At 32.8% G+C, this 20,155-nt stretch carries 18 protein-coding genes; all 18 read right to left on the reverse strand.

The window, feature by feature from the left end; all coding sequences use genetic code 11:
• Nucleotides 1–28 precede the first annotated feature (28 nt).
• Nucleotides 29–2,926, reverse strand: coding sequence for an insulinase family protein (locus PF572_06755; GenBank protein ID MDA3840753.1), 2,898 nt, complete (start codon nt 2,924–2,926; stop codon nt 29–31).
• Between the two features lie 76 nt (nt 2,927–3,002).
• Nucleotides 3,003–3,479, reverse strand: a complete 477-nt coding sequence (locus tag PF572_06760) for a hypothetical protein (GenBank protein MDA3840754.1) — start codon at nt 3,477–3,479, stop codon at nt 3,003–3,005.
• A gap of 108 nt (nt 3,480–3,587) precedes the next feature.
• Nucleotides 3,588–5,756, reverse strand: a complete 2,169-nt coding sequence (locus PF572_06765) for a DNA translocase FtsK 4TM domain-containing protein (protein MDA3840755.1) — start codon at nt 5,754–5,756, stop codon at nt 3,588–3,590.
• A gap of 513 nt (nt 5,757–6,269) precedes the next feature.
• Nucleotides 6,270–7,106, reverse strand: coding sequence for a class I SAM-dependent methyltransferase (locus PF572_06770; protein MDA3840756.1), 837 nt, complete (start codon nt 7,104–7,106; stop codon nt 6,270–6,272).
• 134 nt (nt 7,107–7,240) lie between these two features.
• On the reverse strand, nt 7,241–8,107 hold the full coding sequence (locus tag PF572_06775; GenBank protein MDA3840757.1) for a hypothetical protein: 867 nt from the start codon (nt 8,105–8,107) through the stop codon (nt 7,241–7,243).
• A 331-nt stretch (nt 8,108–8,438) separates the two neighbouring features.
• Entirely contained in the window at nt 8,439–8,792 is a 354-nt protein-coding gene (locus PF572_06780) for a hypothetical protein (GenBank protein MDA3840758.1), read from the reverse strand.
• A 168-nt stretch (nt 8,793–8,960) separates the two neighbouring features.
• Entirely contained in the window at nt 8,961–9,137 is a 177-nt protein-coding gene (locus PF572_06785) for a hypothetical protein (protein MDA3840759.1), read from the reverse strand.
• A 136-nt stretch (nt 9,138–9,273) separates the two neighbouring features.
• The gene (locus PF572_06790; GenBank protein MDA3840760.1) at nt 9,274–9,900 is read right to left on the reverse strand and encodes a tetratricopeptide repeat protein; all 627 of its coding nucleotides are present in this window, start codon (nt 9,898–9,900) and stop codon (nt 9,274–9,276) included.
• Between the two features lie 606 nt (nt 9,901–10,506).
• Nucleotides 10,507–11,385, reverse strand: coding sequence for a Fic family protein (locus tag PF572_06795; GenBank protein ID MDA3840761.1), 879 nt, complete (start codon nt 11,383–11,385; stop codon nt 10,507–10,509).
• A gap of 36 nt (nt 11,386–11,421) precedes the next feature.
• A complete protein-coding gene (locus PF572_06800; GenBank protein ID MDA3840762.1) occupies nt 11,422–11,682 on the reverse strand; it encodes a hypothetical protein in 261 nt (86 codons plus the stop codon).
• A gap of 35 nt (nt 11,683–11,717) precedes the next feature.
• Nucleotides 11,718–11,876, reverse strand: coding sequence for a hypothetical protein (locus PF572_06805; protein ID MDA3840763.1), 159 nt, complete (start codon nt 11,874–11,876; stop codon nt 11,718–11,720).
• Between the two features lie 153 nt (nt 11,877–12,029).
• Nucleotides 12,030–12,377 carry a hypothetical protein gene (locus tag PF572_06810; GenBank protein MDA3840764.1) on the reverse strand — a complete coding sequence of 116 codons (348 nt, stop codon included), beginning with the start codon at nt 12,375–12,377 and terminating at the stop codon, nt 12,030–12,032.
• Entirely contained in the window at nt 12,367–13,140 is a 774-nt protein-coding gene (locus PF572_06815; protein ID MDA3840765.1) for a DUF4065 domain-containing protein, read from the reverse strand. The genes PF572_06810 and PF572_06815 overlap by 11 nt, the downstream gene beginning before the upstream one ends.
• 309 nt (nt 13,141–13,449) lie before the next feature.
• Complete coding sequence (gene dcm, locus PF572_06820) at nt 13,450–14,697, reverse strand: DNA (cytosine-5-)-methyltransferase (GenBank protein MDA3840766.1); 1,248 nt, start codon at nt 14,695–14,697, stop codon at nt 13,450–13,452.
• A gap of 57 nt (nt 14,698–14,754) precedes the next feature.
• Nucleotides 14,755–16,164 carry a Sau3AI family type II restriction endonuclease gene (locus PF572_06825; protein ID MDA3840767.1) on the reverse strand — a complete coding sequence of 470 codons (1,410 nt, stop codon included), beginning with the start codon at nt 16,162–16,164 and terminating at the stop codon, nt 14,755–14,757.
• Nucleotides 16,152–17,888 carry an ATP-binding protein gene (locus PF572_06830; protein ID MDA3840768.1) on the reverse strand — a complete coding sequence of 579 codons (1,737 nt, stop codon included), beginning with the start codon at nt 17,886–17,888 and terminating at the stop codon, nt 16,152–16,154. Before PF572_06830 ends, PF572_06825 begins: the two co-directional genes overlap by 13 nt.
• A 10-nt stretch (nt 17,889–17,898) precedes the next feature.
• Nucleotides 17,899–19,092: a hypothetical protein gene (locus tag PF572_06835; protein MDA3840769.1), complete on the reverse strand. Its 1,194-nt coding sequence runs from the start codon at nt 19,090–19,092 to the stop codon at nt 17,899–17,901.
• The gene (gene radC / locus PF572_06840; protein ID MDA3840770.1) at nt 19,089–19,742 is read right to left on the reverse strand and encodes a DNA repair protein RadC; all 654 of its coding nucleotides are present in this window, start codon (nt 19,740–19,742) and stop codon (nt 19,089–19,091) included. Before radC ends, PF572_06835 begins: the two co-directional genes overlap by 4 nt.
• Nucleotides 19,743–20,155 lie beyond the last annotated feature (413 nt).

Raw genomic sequence — 20,155 nt, forward strand, 5'->3', positions numbered from 1 at the left:
AGATCTGGCCCAGTTGCTACATAATTATTTATATCTTTATATTTCTCGGACCAAACACAACGACGGACATTTTCTTTATATCTCCTGGCAAATAATTCTTAACAACTTTTTTTATCTTTGCCGGGTTAACTCTAAAAATTGCGTCACGAAAGTTTTGCTTTATCTCAATATCATAACCAGCATATTCATCAAAATAGTCACTTTGAGCTTTTTCGGTTTTGGTTTTGGCTTTGTCAAGTTTTGAAATAGACATTATAATCGCCTCGGTCATCATTTCTTTACTTATGCTAAGGTCTAAAATATAATCACGAGCTCTAGCATAAGTTTTTAAAGTATTTTCGACGTTCGGGTCTCTATATGATCCAAAAGAAAAAATATTTTCAAAAATTGAGAACTCTGCAAAGCCTCCATAAGCTCCGCCTTTTTCTCTTATTTCATTGTGCAAAAAACCTCTTGCAAGCATTTTGGCCAAGACAAAGAAAGTCGCTTTTTGTTCAATGTTTATTTCAGGTATTTTAATTGATGCAGCCACGAAAGAAACCGCTGAAGGGACTTCTTTAGTTTCTTTCAAATTTTTCGAGCTAAAAACTTGTTTATCTTTTTCTATAAAGTTAACTTTGGGAAAATTACTTAAGATCTCTTTTACATAATTATCAACTTTATCGTCCTCTTTATAACTAAAAATAACAAACTTCACCTTATTGCTTGATATAAAACTCTTGGCGATTTTTTCGAGTCTTAAAGATAGAGCTTTCAAGTTTTCTAGACTCAAATCCTTTGCCAATTCTTTCAAAAAATCCAACTGGCTAATACCATGTAGACGCTCATTAGTCTCTGCCACTTCCCCCAAACTACTCTCTGCCCTGGTTATAGCATATGTATGGCCGCTACTTATAACTTGTGACTCAATCCCTGCTATTTTTTCTAGTAAAAATCTTTTTAGCAAGCTTGAGTTACTGAAATCAGTTTGCAAAATGATCTCCTCAAAAATTTCAAGCAACTTTGTTTTATTCACTTCAAGACTTTTCCCCTTAACCACGAAAGGGGAAACAAGATCACCTGTCGCTTTATTTGAAGTAATAGGAGTAGAAAAATTTATTCCGCCAGTATTAATTTCAAGATAATTAGCTAAATCTTTATACCCCCTCTTCTTTGTCCCCATTCTCGAAAAAAGATAGCAAAGTAATGGCAAATAGTTTTCTTCTTTTTTTTCAATTCCTTTAACGTCAAAAAGGCAGGAAAAATAAAACAAACCGTTTGTGTCAACTCTATATTTCACAAAATTTTCTGATATTCTTTTTGACTTCTCCAGTTTTTCAACAGTTTTATCAATATCTTCAAGCTCAATAATAGGAAGAACATTTAACTCTTCTTTACTAGATTGTAGTATTTCTAAATTTTTTGCGAGATCTTTTATCTCTTTAATTTCCTTATTAGATAAACTCTTCCTAGCTTGATCTAACTGAAAATTTTCCTTTTTAATTAATTCCTCTTGCAACTCCTTGCTGGGTTTTAAAATAACTTGAGAGCAATGTTTATTTTTTAACAAATACTCATCTATTAAATTTTCGAAGAATCTACCTTTCTTTATTTCTTTTTTTAATTTTGCAATATTTTTTTCTTGTTCAATTAAAGTTAAAGGATCACAAGAATGAATCCAGGGTGTAATCATATCAAGCCAAACATTTAAACCATGGGGATAAGGTAGGTTTGAAATATCTTTCCTGCTTATCTCTAATTTATGCATAGCCGCCTTAACTAAATCTTCTTCAATTCCCTTTTCTTTTATCCCCTCCAAAGTTTCATAGATCAAATTTTTCACTTTTGAAACATCTCCCTTTTTAATTTCTTTGAGACCAACACTAAAAAGTGTGTCTCTAAGTTCAGAATCATATCCAGTATTATCAGACATGTCATTACCAAGACCCGACTCAATCAAAGAATGTCTTAAGGGAGCAGCCGTATTTCCTATCAAAATATCAAACAATAGATTGGCAGACATTACACGATAAGTATCTTCTCCAGGACAAATGAGCCAATTGACACAAGTTTGATATTTTTTGGATGCTTCTTCTTCTCGATCAACAGGAAATTCTATAGTTAATTTATTTTCTTCTTGGCGACGAGGTTCAAGAATAAATTCATTATTTTGTTCTTCTCTTTTAAAACGACTTAAAACATTTATTGAAACTTGTTCTAGAGTTTTTTTCAGTGGTAAATTTCCATAACTAAAAAACCAAGCATTGCTGGGATGATAAAATTTCTTATGAAAAGCTTTTAAATCTTCGTATGCAAGATTAACAATTTTTACAGGTTCTCCTCCTGAATTAACTCTATAACTTGATTTATCAAAAAGTGATTGTTTTATTGCTTCGGCCATGATGCGGTCTGGAGAGGACATTACGCCTTTCATCTCGTTAAAGACAACTCCCTTGTGGACCAATCGCTTCCCTTCAAAATCATAACGCCACCCTTCTTGTCGAAAACTTAATTCGGAAATTTTTGGAAAAAAACTTGCATCAAGATAAACTGATAAAAGATTATAAAAATCTTTTTTGTTTTGTGTAGAAAAAGGATAGGCTGTCCAATCCTCAGAAGTAAAAGCATTCATGAAGGTTTGCAAGCTCCTCTTAAGCATAGAGAAAAAAGGATCTCTTACGGGGTATTTTTCTGAACCAGTGAGGACGGTATGTTCAAGAATATGAGCCACACCAGTTGAATCTTCTGGCTTTGTTTTAAAAGTTACAGCAAAAGCATTGTTTTTATCATCTGCTTCCAAGTGAACATATCTCGCACCAGTTTCATTGTGTTCTAATTCATAAAAAATCATTGAATCATTCTTAATATTTTCTATTCTTTTTACAGTCCAACCAAAATAACTTTTCTGAAGTTTAAGATTTTTATTTTTACTTTCTTTTTTTGTCATATTTTGAAATTCATATTATTAAATGCTTATTTATTCAAGATTTGACCCCAATTTCCCACTACCGTAGTTTTAATTATTAAACAAAAACATGAGAAACCCAATGTCCAATATAATAAGTTGCAGCTATAACAAAAGTTGCAATAGTTAGGTGCTCTGAGATTATTTTCCAACATGGTGTTTTTGCTCCCTTCGATATACTATAACTCAAATATCCAAGCAAGAAATATCCCCAAACAATATCAACAATAATGGCAGTTTTCATTTCAAAAAACATAAACGGAATTGCATAGGTAAGGGCAAAGAAGAATTTTGATAGTAATGTAAAAATAGTTAAAGCCCAAATCTCTTTTTCAGTGGAATTGTTTTTCGACTCTTCTGCAACGTGCACACCGAGAGAATCAGAAAAAGCGTCAGCTAAGGCAATAATTAAAATACCTCCAAAAACAACTGATTTAGAATTAGTACTTGAATACAGACCAATTATCAAGCCAAGAGTTGTAATAGTAGCAGAAGTTAAACCAAAGCTCACCCCACTTTTAAAAATTTTTCTCATATATATTTTATTTCCGATAGTTATTTTACTATTTTGTTTTTGCTAATGCAGAGGGTAAGGTCTGACTTCGATTATTCCTATATTTTAATTATATCAAATATTAGTCCATTACTCCACAAAAACATCTCTCGGTTTATTTTGAATACTTGGCCCGACCACTCCTTGTTTTTCTAAATTATCGAGTATCCTATTTGCTCTTGGATATCCTATTCCTAGTCTTGATTGAAGCATTGTTGCTGACGCTTTGCCGGAATCTAGAATCATCTTTCTTGCCTCCTCCATCATGACATCTCCTTCTTCATCTTCTCCTCCAAAATCAAAATCAGACTGCCCTTTCCCTTCGAATTCAACTTCATAGTCAGCGACACCTGATTTCTTCTTTATATATCTAACCACTTCTTTTATTTCTGCTTTATCTATGTAAGTTCCTTGTATTCTCACCGGTTTGCTCATGGCAGAATTGATATACAACATATCACCATGACCGAGTAATTTTTCTGCTCCTGTATGCTCTAAAATAGTTTTTGAGTTAACTGACGATGTCACTGAAAAGGCCGCTCTAGCAGGTAAATTTGCCTTAATTAACCCTGATAATATATCAACTGATGGTCTTTGAGTGGCTAGGACCAAGTGAATTCCCGCTGCTCTAGACTTTTGACCAAGCCGGATTATCGCCCCTTCTGCCTCTTTTTTAGAAGTAGATAAAAGGTCACCAAGCTCATCAACCACAACCACCAAACACGGCATACTGTCATTTGGTTTTCTTTTATTATAGTCAAGCATATTCTGACAACCCGCTTTGTTTATTATCGTTAGTCTCTTATCCATCTCTTCAACACACCATTGCAAAGCTCTTATCGCTCTTTTGTGTTCCGTGATAACTGGAGCTATGAGGTATGGAATTTTGTCATACATACTTAGCTCAACTTGTTTTTGATCTATCATGACAAACTTTAGGTCGTCAGGATTGTTTTGAAACATTAAACTAATTATAAGTGAATGCAAGAAAACGGACTTCCCAGATGCGGTCTGTCCAGCAATTAAAACATGAGGCATCTTCACAAGATCATCAAGCCAAACCTTTCCAGTCACATCTCTACCCATAGGAATTATTGTATTTGATTTACGACTAGTAAATACTTTTGATTTTAAAACTTCCTTCAAACTGACTAATACTTTTGTTTGATTTGGTATTTCAAGACCAACAAAAGGCTTTCCTGGAATTGGAGCTTCGATACGAACTGGGTGGACGGCTAGATTCATAGCCAAGTCATCTGCATAAAATTTTACCCTGCTAACAGATATTCCATTAGCTGGCTTGAAAGTGTATTGAGTAATAGTTGGCCCAACGGTAACATCCCCCATATTTATAGGAATGCCAAAATCAGCCAAAGTTTGTTTTATAATTTCTTGATATCTAACAATATTTCCACTGGTTGGTTTTTTTGTTTTGCTTCTCAATAAGTCTAGCGGTATATTTATTTTTAAATTAGTTTTCTTCCAATTAAAATTCTTCTTATCCTTCTCATTCAAATCATGTGATGACGATTCATCTGACAACTCAAAATTATTTTCAAGGGAATGCCCCTTGTCGTCTTCTTCAATATCATATTCTTTTATAACCGCTCCCTTGTCATCCTCAAACTCAAGATCATATCCATCATCCTCAATCCTCTCCACCTTTGTCATTCCGGGTTTAGCCCGGAACACAGAAACAAGGGGATAAAATATTATCCCAAAAAGAAAAATTAGCATTCTAAACAAAATACTCCCCTCTCCAATAATATTTGAAAGACTAGTGTTGAGAATCAATATCAAAGATATCAATACCAAAGAAGAAAGAAGCACTGCACTCACAGGAGAACCGAGATAATCAATAAGTAGTGGCGAAATAGCTGAGCCTAAAATCCCTCCTCCTATTTCAGTATTCCAAAAATACAATAATCCAGAGATACTAATCAAAAACAGTCCAATCCCAAAAACATTAGCACCATCAAAATCATCGTCATCATTGCGAGCCAAAGCTATAACAGTTAAAAACAATAAAACCGGAACACTCCATTTAGCATAACCAAAAAACACACCAAGATAGATACTAGCAAGACTACCTAATTCACCAGCCTTACCCAGATAACCAAACAAACACAAAAGACCAAGCAACAAAAAAAAGATCAAGAAAATCCCTTTCCTAGCACCACGAGAAAGACTCCAACTTGGAATAAACACCCCAAGAAGTCTTTTAAAAATACTTTTTCTTTTTTTCTTTTTTTTAAACATATTAGCAATCCCCTCCTTTTATATTCTCCTCTCGAGACAAGGTGAATCGCTACCAAGCGAGAGAGAGTGCCCTGGGGTAGGAGTACCCGCCAGGGGGAGGTGTGTTAAAAATAGTGTGTAATAGTCCTGCCTTTAAATCAATAAAAAAAGCGACCAAAAGTCTTATCTAAATAAAATTTAGACAAAACTTCCAACCGCTTTAACACTAACGTGTAAGTGATGGACAATTATTTCATTCTCGTGTCATTCTGAAGTTAATTCAGAATCCAGAAAATAATATTCAGTAAAAGGTGCGACTTGCCCCGCTTTGCGGGAAGAAATAAGTGTGCGGCATAACCGCAGGGGAACTTATAATACCATTATAACACAAATATAGCGTTTGTCAATGTTGACAGGATTTTTTTCTTTAAAAAAAGATGAAATCTAGATTTATCCCGTTAAATTATTTCCATTTAACTGGTATTCATACCGTGAAACCCTTTTTGTTTAACTGGTACCTGATCCCAATTACTTTTATTTCTTAGTTAACACCAAAACATCTTGATCCATTTCTTCCCCTTCCTGGACTTCTTTATTTAGAAGCCCCTTCCAATCTCCTAAATATATCTCAAACCCGTGAGCTTCGGCTAATTCTTTTATTTTATCAGCTGAATGATAATATTTAACAGTTTCGGCTCCCTCAAGATATCCCGAGTTTGGCTCACCAGAAATTTTGAAAAGTTTAACAGTAAAATTATCGCCATCTTTTAAGATCTTTATCTTATTATCGGAAAACAGCTCACCGTTATATAGATATCTGGCATTGGTTGAATAGCTTTTTAGTTCTGGGCTTAAATTCCCCATCGTAGCTACCAATTTTCCTTTTTGTTTTAATTTTTTTGATAATAATTCAAACAAGGCATCAAGATTGTCTAAATGATCAATAGTGTATTTCATGATGCTGATATCAAGCTTCTCATCATCCAGTACACGCAAATATTCTAAAATATCACTTTTTATAAAGCTTGTCACTTCTTTGCGCTTTTCATATTCTTCTGTTTCCAAATACTTCTTAGCCAATTCAAGCATATAGGAAGATACATCCACCCAGTCAATGTGACCTCTGGGTTCGTTCAGTAGCTTGGCAAAAAATTCATGATATCTGTCCGGATGAGCACCTCCGCCCAGCTCAGCTGAATATACAGGTCTATCTAACTCTTTCGTTTCTTGCATTATTATCCCATCAACAATTTGAGCTACTCTAAAATTTTTGTCGTTCTGTTCAAGCTCAGCAAATTTTTCTGCTATCTCGGGAGAGAAATACATACCTAGCCCTTCTTTTTTATTTTGATTTATTTTTTCTTGATTCATATCTTTATTTTTAATATTTTTTTTATGAAAAAGATGAAATCTAGATTTATCCCGTTAAATTATTTCCATTTAACTGGTATTCATACCGTGAAACCCTTTTTGTTTAACTGGTACCTGACCCCAATTACCTTCAATTAACTCTTCATATCATTTTCCAGTTGATTCTCCCAGTTTGGAATAATTTTTTTCATTTTCTTTTGCCAATCTGGTGGAATGCTAGCATGACGGATAAACAGAAGCTGCGGATCTGGAATTGAATACATAACATCATAAAAAGCCGTTGTCCCTGATCCCGCTACTCCATTGCTTGATTTCCATTTTCCGAGTTCTGACAAATCCTTATTTGTATAATTGCAAATAGCTAGATTTGTCATTCCTTCATTAAATCTTTTCAGGACATAAAGAGATATGGCTGCCAACTTTTTTGCTGAATTTTTGTAAACATTGAATGGAACGAGTCGAAAATACCAATTAAGAATATAATGAGCAATTGAGTCAACATTCTGATCTCTTGCATCTTTTTCCATCTCATCAGTAATTCCTTGTTTTTTAAGTATTTTTTCAATCTCAATAATTCTTTTATTTGACTCTTCTTCAATATTCACTAAATACTTATCAATTTCTATATGAGCACTATAAAGAAGCTCGACAAAGGCCTTATAGTCAGTTGGTTGTTTCATTCTACACTCATGTTTTGACAAATCAACACCATACAAGAAACGAGAAACGGGCTCACCGTTTGGCATTATGTTTACATAGTAACTTGAAAAAACCTGGAAATCCCTCACGTAAGGGTTTAAATCATCATAAACCTTTAAAGCACCTTTAGCAAATATTTTTTTAACACTATCAAGAAAAGCTTTTTCTGATATTTGAATATCAGTAAACATTAACAACCTCTCAATATCATTAATATCTTTTTCATCCAAAGCAAAACTACTCGCTGTCTTGCAAAACCTATTCCTTGCGGAACTATATAATTTTTTTAATATTATTTCCATAAGACATATATCTTAATTTAATTTATATATTATTTAAACAAAAAACAAGATTTATCCCGTTAAATTATTTCCATTTAACTGGTATTCATACCGTGAAACCCTCTTTGTTTAACTGGTATTCATACCGTGAAACCCTCTTTGTTTAACTGGTACCTGACCCCCACTAGCTTTTCAGCTAATATTCAGATATTTTAAATATTCTAATTGACTTATAATAAAAATATGTAATATTATAAGTATCAAGATAAAAGGGTCGCTGAAGCTGTGAGGCAGATGGCCCCCTTTTTTTTATTCTCTTTTAATCTTATTTTTTAAATTCAAAATTCAAGATTTATTTAATTTCTTTTTTAAACATTTCTCTTACTAAGTTATCAAAGTCTTTATTTTTCTTCCATATAATTTTCATTTTATCATATGTTTTATCAAAACCCATATATGGTTTAAATTCTTCTGTTCCTTTGTATTTAGCTATTTCTCTCCAATATTTTTCATTCTCCAAAAGCAAATTAAACGCCTCAGTGAATTCCCAAAATAGCCGGTCATTATCATGGCATTCTTTTGGTTCTAACTTATATTTCTTCTCAAGATAGTCATAAGTAATAAAATGTAACATTTCATGAGCAATAACAATATTAGAAGAACCCGGTTTATTTATTGGAAATGAAAACTCTTTTTCTTCTATCATTCTTGGATAAACTTCTAGAATAGAAGCACTCCCCGTATATTCACCTTCTGGCCAATCATAACCTTTGAATATTCTATCTACTTCTTTTAGGAAACTACCCTCTACTTCCTTCCATCTCTCGTTGGCTTCATTTAACTTTAGCTCAAAGCTATCGTTGTTTTTTTTATACTAATCAAATATAAAATTTTTCGCCTCCTTTTCAATTTTCTCTTTTTCTTTATACTTTTCTAGATATTTCAAATCAGAAAGAATAGCCCTGTTGTCCTCCTCTAAAAAAGAAAGAAAAAATCCTAAATCATCTTCCTTGTTTAAAACTAAATTTAATTTTGGTTTTTTATTAGTCATATTAAAGATTACTTTTTATAAAAGTCTTTCAATGCAAGAAACAAGATTTGACCACGTTAATCTGTTAAAAAAGGATAAAAGCTAGACCTCGTATATTAACTTTTAAAAGCCTGAAAAATGGATCAAAACCCTTTTACTACAATTCTTCATTAGTTTTAAACCACCAATCAAACTCATCGGAATATTTTTTGACATTCCTATTGAACCAATCTGACATTTTAAAAGCATCAAGTGCCCCTGGGAAACTATTTTTAGCTTGAAATGGTCTACTCCACTTATCTTCATCTAATCCGAGTCGAATAGCTAGAATATAATGCCTAATGCCTTGATTATCCAAAGGGTTTGCTCTCAAAAGTTTTCTAAATATAAACAAAGCCTGTTCAGTCTTCCCTTTTCGCCAGCATAAAAATCCATAGGCTTCAATGACTCTCATAAGATGACGATTTTCCAAATAACCCCAACGCAATTCTTTTGGCCAATTTCCATCTTTATCAACTATTTTCATTAATGCTTTTGTATAAGCAGCCTGTAACAGCTCATCCGCCTCCTCTACCCTATTACTATGAGACAATATATCAGCCAAGCTGATATAAGAATCAAAAAAATATTCATCCACCTCAATAAGTCTTCTCAACTCAATCTCCACTTCATTATCAGACATTTCGCTCTCGTAAATATCGTAAAAATCATCCATTACTTCATGGTGATTATCATCAACAAATTCTTTTAGTTGTTTTTTTCGCAATGAATTTTTGATTTCCATAGTTTTCTAAATTATTTTTTATACAAAATTTATTTAAATACAAAACTTTAATTTAAAGTTCGAGACTTGCTCCGATTATAGTCAATAATTTCACCAAAAATAATCTCAGCACAGCCAGAACCTAATTTGAATATAAGGTGAAGAAGGTGCATTGCGGATGCAAATGAGGCCGGCCTGGGTCGTACGGAAGCAGAGAGGGTGCTCTGGGGTGCTTTTCGGACATTTCTGTCCTCAATTTTTCTCCTTGTTATATATTTTTTAATCTATATTATAATCATGGTTATAATATAGATTACTTTTTATTGAAATTTACTTATTCAAAAAACAAGATTTATCCCGTTAAATTATTTCCATTTAACTGGTATTCATACCGTGAAACCCTCTTTGTTTAACTGGTACCTGACCCCAGGAGTCACTTGCGTCTTGAGTTGTTTAATAAAAGCACGTTCCAGTTCTGCTTCGCTTTAACAAGAAACACTATCCTGAACTCGGTCTGCATGTCTTCGGTATTCAGCGACAACTGTGCTGTGAGAATTTTCCGCAACTAGATTGTATTTATTGTATGACATATTTCATAAATTTTATAATTACATTACATCACATTTTCTAATCTTCTTCTTCATAATAATAAGAGTAGTCTATTCCTTTCATAAACATTTCACGATTGTTAATTTTACTAGTAAGAGCATTTTTAAATAAATTTTTTATTTTTATACTATTTTTGGAGCTATGTGTCATTGCATTTATATAATCTTTTTTGCCTATTTTACTCCACTCCACACATTTTTTAAGGCTTTTTTTCAATATTAAATCAAGCCAAATACGAGTACTTCTTCCATTGCCTTCCATGAAGGGATGAGCGACATTCATTTCTACATATTTATCGGCAATTTGTTCAAAATTATTTTCAGGCATTTGTTCAATTTGTTTAAGCGTGTTTTCTAAATATTGTGCCATCGCAAATTGAAAACCATTTTTTGAAATATTTTTCTGTCGTATTTTTCCTGCAAAATTATACAAACCGCCAAATAAATAAGCATGAATTTGTTGCAAGCCCTTGGTTGTGCCGATTTCAATGCTATTAATAAGAGAACTTTCAAACAAGGCATAAGCTTTTGTTTTACTTTTTCCATCGATACTCTCATCACCATGAATAAACCAGTCAATAAATCGGTTAGCTTTAGTCCCGGGGAATGTTTTACCTAGGGCAATAATCCCGTCATAGTCTAACGTATCAGTTAAATATCGTTTCCCATCACTTGCCAAAAGTTTCAGTTGGGTAGTAGCACTAACCACCTGACTGTTCTCTTTCTTGAGCTTGGCTTTGAGATATTTCCAATAATTGCGGGCTTTGGCGTAGTCGTCTTGATCAGTGAGAACGGCGATGATGTCTAACACACTAAACCACCATTTATTATTTTTTTCATCCCAAACGGCACGAACTTCTCGATCGTCAAAGAAACGAATTGAAATTTTATGATTCATATTTTTTAAAAGTTAATAATTTTACCTCGATAATATTCATATTGCTTCTTTCTCATAGCAAGCCCTGCATTTAACTGACTTTTCAATAGAACTTCGGTGTCCTATTGGTAACACCCAAAAAAAACCATCAATCGAACCCCATGCTTCCGCTGGCATTTCGTAATCTATTTCTGCACTTAGAGGCTCAAAATCGATACAAAAAGTTTGGATCCGTTCTCCTTCACTTGTATAATGCGCTGGCATTTTTCTTCTAGCCGTATAAACAAGGTGAAGTGTTTTCCTTAAAATTTCATTCATAATATTTTTATAAATAATCCTTTGGTGTCATATTTTTATTTCCAATCCTCAATAATTATCTTCTTCCCACTCCGACGTATTGTTAATTTTTGTCTTTCCCTTATTTTCAACTCGGAAACAATATCAGCAGGGATAACAACAGACAAACTCCTCTGCCCAACACGAGTAACTTTTCTAATATATTTTTTTATCATATTTTTCTTGTTACGTAACATGCTACGTAACAGATAATTTCAAATTATTTTTTCACTATATAATACTTGGTAATCTATCTATACTATACTCTTAATTCACAATTCCGGATCCAAATCACCCTATCAACTACCTCTTTAAAAACTTATTCCATGTCACCGTTTCTTTAAATAACCATCAATTCTCCCTCTATCTTCATTCTCTTTATCCCCTTTAAAATACACTTCAATAAATTCAATACTTATTAACTCAAAACGACTACAATCCTTATTACAAGAGTATATAATTCGTAGGGAGCTCTTTTTTAAGCTTTTAGAAAACAGTCTTGCCTTAATTATTAGCAAGTCATCAGTTTTGGTTAAAATATTGGAATGTCTTCCATTGCCGAAAGGAAATTTTTTTAAAATATCTTTAAACAATTCAATATCATCTTTCAGAGTTTTAAATTTCTTTGAAAGTTTTTTAAAGTCTTTTTCAAATTCTTTTGTGCAACTATAATTCATCCTCGTAATTTCTTACGGAATGATCATTGTCGCGATAAAAGACAGATTCATATCGAATCTTCTCACCATCTTCATGTATCATCCATGGTGTATCAGTATGTGAATAAGCACTTAACTCTTTGGCAGATTTGCCTGCAAGACGAGATAAAACATCATCGATATGTGATGTCTCCTGAGCTGACAAATTCTTTAAGTTGGCGGACTTTAAGGGTAGATATTTTTTTTGCTCGTACTGAAAATGTTTTGACTTTATCATTTCTAGTTCACCATCTTTCTGCATTTTATCAACTATTTTTTTAAACTCCACTGGCGTTGGACCGTAATGATTTTTTATATAAGTTGCGCCCATTAAGTTTTCTTCAAACTTCTCGTAATAATCAAAATCAATAAAATATAGAAGTTTGTAAACAACTGTCTCTCCAACGTTTGGTTTTGCTCCAACTTTCTCTAATATATAAAGTAGAACTTGTTTAAACTTTTTCAAATCCTTCTCCTCAACACGAATCTCAATATCTTTGTTAGATTTCTTCTTTTTACTCTCTATTATTTTAACTTTTACAGATTCTTCCCTGTTGGCTAAAAGATCCTGTAAGCTCATCCCAAAAAGTCTAGACAATTTCTCCGCTTCAGATATCCTGAGTTCAGTCTCACCATTCTCAATCTTTTCATAGGTTGGTCGAGAGACTCCAATTTTCTCTGCAACAAAAGACTGGCTAAAGCCATTCTTTTTTCTTAACTTTTGGACAAGTAGATGCTTAATCATAAATTTAAACTATTTTTCCTATGACAATATTATACATAATGTAAAATATTTTGTCAATATCAATGTAATATTTATTTACATATTAACCTATCAACATTAGAAAATTATTAAACCCTATTTTTCTTGATTGCTCAACCTCATCAGAGATTTTCTACCTCCTCATAAATATTTAAACTACAGCTAGTTTATCTATATTATAATCACAATTCACAATTTAAGATTTATACCGTTAAATTATTTCCATTTAACTGGTATTCATACCGTGAAACCCTCTTTGTTTAACTGGTACCTGTCCCCCCCCCCTTTTTTTTATATAAAATCTCTTAATGCTTCTCCTATTTTTTTCACAACCCCAACAACAAGAGCATTCCCCATAATATAGGCTCTCTTCGTGTCTGGGACACCTTCTGTGTGGTTATCTGGAAACATATTTAATCTCTCTAATTCTATCGGAAGTAATCTTCGTAAACGTCCATTTTTTATTTTAATTACATGCTTAAATCTTGAAGGGGATGACCCTCCTTCTCCTGTAACAATTGTTCGAGATGCGTTATTCAAATTATCAGGAAAAATCATTCCACCTTCAGAATAGTTATACTCAAAACCATCTTTTGTTTTTCTATTTTCAGTTTTCCCATTTTTTAAATATTTCCAACGCTCAAGGGTGTTTTTCTTAATAAAAAACTCTTCTGGCACCTCTTTATCATTCACAAGAACGTCTTTTAACATAATCTTTTTACCATCATACTTTGAAGTTACTTTTTTTGTATAAATTTTACTATTAATCATTATCCCTGCGTTATGGAAAGGACTAATTTTTGGAGAATCGCTAGAAAAATCCCTTGAAACAATAGCAGGGTCTGCATCTAGAGTAAAAAAATCAACTTCAACATCATCCTTATTAACAGGGAAACCAGATGCTATTATGCCTTTTGAATTTATCCATTCTTTAGGATTTGTATTTTTAGCTTCTTTATATGCAGTGGTTCCTTTTTTGTAGGCTAAAATAAAAACTCGTCTTCTTCGTTGAGGAAAACCATATTCTGCTGCATTAATTATTCTCCATTCTACAATGTACCCCAAAGAAGCTAAAGATGAAAGCATTACTGCAAAGTCTCGTCCTCTTTGTTTAGTTGGAGATTTAAGAAGTCTATCAACATTCTCTAACAATAAAAAATTAGGTGAGTTTTTACCACTTTTTTTCAAAATATTAAAAATAGACCACCACAAAACACCCTTTTTACCAACTAAACCGTTTGCCTGATTTGCTGTACGTGCAACAGAATAATCCTGGCAAGGAAAACCACCGACCAATAAATCGTGTTGTGGTATTGTCTTAAATTTGCTTTTTACAACAAGCTGAATATCTTCACAAGAGTGACCCTCTGTACCAAAACGTTCTTTATATATATCTGAAGCATGCTGAGTCTTTGTGCTTGGCTCCCATTGGCTATTCCAAACAGTTTGATATTTAATTTTCTTATTACTTGCTTGGTCAAGGCCTATTCTAAAGCCTCCAACTCCCGCAAATAATTCAACTACTTTTATTGTTTTCATATTTTAAAAATTACTATCTATATAATAGCAAAATTATCAATTTTGATCAAATTTTAACTAACTTATATTTTCTAACACTTTTTGAATATATTTTGCATTCAACCAAAAAGATTTTTTCATCTCTTGCGTTCCTTGGGGTGTTTCAGCGGTATCCCTAGAATCTTTTCCATGTGGGCGCACATGTGCCACGTCATTATCACTAATCTTTGGTAAGTCCTCATATCGGTCTTCATTTATACAATCAATTGTTTTATTCCAGACATCCTCTGCTTCAGACATGTCTTCTATGGGAAAATTCCAAAACAAAAATTTCTTGAATACAATTTCTTCACTGCCCTTTTGTTTTTGAAATACAGCAAATAAAAATCGCTTTGTTTCTAGTTGCGCGTGAAATTCACTCATTTCCTCCTCTTCTTCGTCATACCAAACTTGCGTTACTAAATCCTTATAGTCAAAAGCAGGGAACGACAATGATTCTGTAAGTACTCCAGTGTGTTCCAAGGTAATTGCCTTAAGTGTAATATTCGCTTTTTCTAACTCTTCAATCCTATTTGATTTAACTCCAAGCATTCTGTTTACCAATAATCGTTTCCATTGTTTTGGTTCTTTCTTAAGATCCCATTTTACAGCTTTCTTTATTTCGGTATCAGTTTTTCCAATGAATTGTGCAAATTTTTCTTTCACAACGTCTTCAACAGTAGCCAGCCGTCGCTTTTTTTTAAAGATTGACTCAGTGCTAATATCTTTTCCAAGCAACTCTTTTTGGATTAAGAAATTAAGATATTGTTGTTTAAAAGAAAAAGCTCTTGGCTTAGCAGGTGTCCTCGCCATAGGCTGGTCGCGCACAACTCTACTATTTGCAGCTTTCGTGCAAGCTCCCAAGTAATATGTATCTCCTTCAGACAATAAATGTGCCTCTCCTCGTTTTATTTTTCCAACAATATATTCCCAGTCTTTTTGTATTTGGTAAATATCTTCCTCGGAAATATCATCGAGTAAATCAAGTAAATGCACAAACTTAAATTTATAGTCTAGGATGTCTTGCTCTTTAAGCCACAGATAGAACATTAACAAAAGAACTTTGTTCTTCTTGAGAAATGAGCTTGTCTCCCACGATTCATTAATCACCTCATCATAGTTAATCATTGAAAAAACAAGTCTTTCCTTTGAAACATATTTTTTCACCGCATGCGCTTTGAGTGGGTTTGTCTTTAATTCTATTCCCGCAATTTTGAAATCTGCCTCTGCTCTATTATTAACATCCAAACCAAATACAAACTCTTCCACCAACTCACCGAGAAGACCCTTTCTTCGGCTTCCATATTTCAAAAGTCTTTGCTCAATTTCTTCTAGGTCAACTCCATCGTCAGACATTACTGAACGCAAAGATCGCCCAAGAATTTTTTGAGCTTCGGTAAGTACTGATTCTTTTGTGGTGTATGTTTTAGTCATTATTACTCTTTCCATTTTTTAATAATCTCTTCAAACTGAACTTCTTTCCATTTTTCTTTCCATTTTTCTAAATATTTCACATCATTTGATGATGGCTGTCTGTCTTCATCACATTTTTCTATTTTAACCAAAGAAGGCATTATAATTGATTCTCCAAGTAAAAGACCCTCGCCAGATTGTAATGACGGCAAATTATCAATCAAATTTCCAAGTGTGTCAGGCAACAATCTTTTCACATAATTTTGATCGGTTGGATTTGTTAGCCTCATGGCAATGAAATTATTACATTGAGAAAAAATAGTTTCTGATATTTCAGATGGTCTTTGGCTCACAATTCCTAGTGTTACTCCATATTTTCTTCCTTCTTTAGCTATTCTTTCAATAGCATTTCTAGATGCTCTAAATTTTGCAGAATCATTTTTGGGCACATACTTATGCGCTTCCTCATACACAAGCAATAATGGAGTTTCTAAATCAATACCATCATTTAAATATTTTTTATAGAAATATCCATAATCGAACAGTATTCTTGAGATTAAAGAAACTGTAATACTAAGAACTTCAAAAGGAACCCCACTTAGATCAATGACTGTTACATTCGATTTATTGGCATCTTTATATCCAATAAATTGTTTAATAGCATTTTCAAAAGAAATACTTTTTGAATTATTCCCTAATAAAAATTCAAATCTCTTGTCATTTAATTTATTTTCTAATCTACTTACAAAATTTGTTAATTGTCCGTACAAACTTCCTTGCACTGTTTTTGGCTGACCTTTTTTGACACCAGAGGCATATACCTCCCCTGTATCAATAGTTTCATTATTTTTATTTTGAGCAAACTCCAAAACTTTTTGAATATCAAATGGAACAGGAGAATCATAATGGATTTTCTCCTTTCTGTTGCTAAATGCTTCATCGCTTTCATCTTTTTCCGATATTAAGCCGTCTTTTTTATTAATTACGATCGATTCCTTAAAAACATTTTTTTGATTGTGGTCGTTAGCTTCTGTATCAATAAAAAGTTCTTCTAATTCTTCACTATTAAGCAACCAGTAAGGCAGGGTCAGATTGTTAATATTCAAAAAATTAGCCTCTGGGAAAGCTGTTTTGTATTCATTGTGAATATCAAATACGACAATATGAGAGTTATTTAATTCAAATTCACCATTTTTCTCTGCGATAGCTTTTTGTATAATTTTAGCGATCGTATGTGATTTTCCTGAACCGCTGGATCCGACAATTGCGAAATGCTTATTAAAAAATTTATTTCCATTTACTGGAACCTCAATATTTCCATCTTGAACTAATTTTGCAAATAAGAATTTCTCTTCTGGCTTAAATCCATTTTCATAAATTAATTTTATATTAGCCTCACTTGCTGGCTTAACTTCTGTAGGGGGGATAGTTAAAGCATCACCACCTCTTACAAATTTTTCATCAGTAATCGTACCAAGCGGGCTGGCTTCAAGAACATAAGCATTGTAGACCTCTTTTACCTTGCTTCCTTGACCATCTTCAACGACTCTTTCTTTAAGTTCTATTTGGTAACTTTCAATAATAGCAATAAGCACGCACCCGTCATTGTCAGAAATTTCAAGATAAGACCCAATTTTTAGATCTCCAAGAGCATCATCTATACTATCTTTAAAAGCCGTCAAATTTTCGACTTCGATTTTTACTTTGTTAGGATAAACAGAAGTTACAAAGGCTAATTTTTCATCTGTAGAATTTGGCATAATGTTGGGGTTAAAGAATAAATTTTATATCTGATATGTTTTTTATTTGTATCTCTACATTTTTTATATTTGGTTGATTCGTAATACTTTCACTTATAAAAAACTGATAGATTTCTTTCGGTTTTGCGAAACTCTCACTTATCAAGCTATTTAATATATCTTCATTATTAACTAGTTTTAAGCAAAGATTATTATGTATTGTAGAATCTTCTTTTATAGAGACTAAAGAAAAAGGAGCGCCAGAAAAATCAAAACCATCCTTAAAAATAATTTTCTCATCTAATAACTCCTTTTTTAATTGTATTAGGTTTTCTTCAGAGATACCTTTTAAGAATATATACGGTGCAGGAGATTTTATTCTCTCAAATTTCCATGTTCCTGACTTATTATAGAATTTATCTTTAATTTTAAAAATAACTTCTTTTATCTCTGCGATACCTTCATTTCCACATAACTCGACTATCAAAAATCGTTCAATATAATCTATATTTCTATTGGAAAAATGTTGTTTTTTAATAAACTTGAAATAACCCTCATCTCCCTGATTGATTCTAAGAGTGGTACTGTAAACTAAATCTTTCCCGCCTCTTAAATATCCAATAACCTCATCCTTTGTACAAGTCCTCACCCCTTGATTCTTAAGAGGGTTGTTTATCACCAATTTTCTTAAATAGTTTGAAATATTAGAATGATAAAAGATTGCTTCATTATCAGAATCTCCCACAAAATCTAACTCCCTTATCTTTGAAATGACTGTTTCAAACTGCTGTGCAAAAGTTGAAGACAAATCCAGTTTGAACTTTTTTACAAAACATGTCTTTTGTACTTTAGTGAAATTATCTTTTTGATTACCAAGAAATATATCCAATTGATCTACCGTTACACGCCCCGAACCATCTATATATGCGTCGTGTCCATTTATATCTTGAAAATAGGCATACAAAATATAATCTTTTGAAGGATCTACAATAAACTCGTTAATAAGTTTTGATATTGGGATATTTACTTCTGATGGAATAAGTTTGGCTGTCTCTTTGTACTTTACTTGTATTACAACATCATCTGAGTCAATATCCTGAATCTGCTCAATATTTATTGAATGATTATCAGTTGTAAAAAGTTCTAAAATAGTCTTGTCAAATTGATATTCAAACCCTTTAATTGCATAGTATCCACCATCGTTATTCATATTATCTGATGTCATATTATAAAATTCTTGAATTCTTTATCTGTCACAATCACATGGTCAACAACTCGAATATCCAAAATTTTTCCTGCATGAACAAGTTTTTTGGTCACTTCAAAATCGTCTTTTGATGGTTCTGTATCTCCTGATGGATGATTATGTGCAACAATAATAGATGAAGCATTGTTTTTTATCGCACCCTCAAAAACCTCTCTTGGATGAACTAAACTTGCACTTATTGTTCCTATGGAAATAATTTCGCGCTTAATCTCTTGACTCCTACTATCAAGGTAAAATACGACGAAGTGTTCTTTTTTATTTCCTCGTATATCTGCCATTGCTTCCCAAACATCTTTTGGTGTCAAAAGTATATTTGTCTTCTTCCCTTTTAATTTTCTTTTTCCAAATTCGAGACATGCAACAATTTCACATGCCTTTGCCAAACCAAGTCCATGAATATTTTGCAATTCTTCAATACCAACTTCAAGAATTTTATCACTCTTAAAATCTCGCAAAATCTTCTGTGATAGTTTTATTACATCCATCTCTTTCGTGCCAGAACGCAACAAAATAGCCAAAAGCTCAAAGTCTTCCAATTTTTCAGGACCATATTTCTCCAACTTCTCTCGTGGACGTTCAATTTTTGGCTTGTCTTTAACTTTTAGCATTTCTTTTCCATAATTATTTTGTTAAATCTCCATCTTAATCTTAAAATCTATATCAATTCTATTTTCATATATTTTTTATTTAATATTAGATAACTTCTATGTTTTCCTGCTATCAGGAAAACATCTGTGGATATCTATAAATTAGTAAATTATAGGAAACTTTGGGTCAAGTCTAGCTTAAGCATTTTTGTTTCTTCTCCCCGACTGCAAAAGCTAGCTTATGCTTAGAGCGGACAGGCATCCCCTTTTATCTGCAGATGACGTCTATTGGTAAGGGTTAGCATAGCTAGAGCCTCCGGCTGTTTTGGAAAGCTTTCTGATATTCTTTTGGCCCAGACCACCTTCTCGTACCTCACCTTTTCACTTTTTTTTGGTTTTGTTTTTATTAGTTTTATTTTCAACTCTTTTTTTCA

The sequence above is a fragment of the Patescibacteria group bacterium genome, assembly GCA_027858235.1.
GTDB lineage: Bacteria > Patescibacteriota > Patescibacteriia > Patescibacteriales > BM507 > BM507.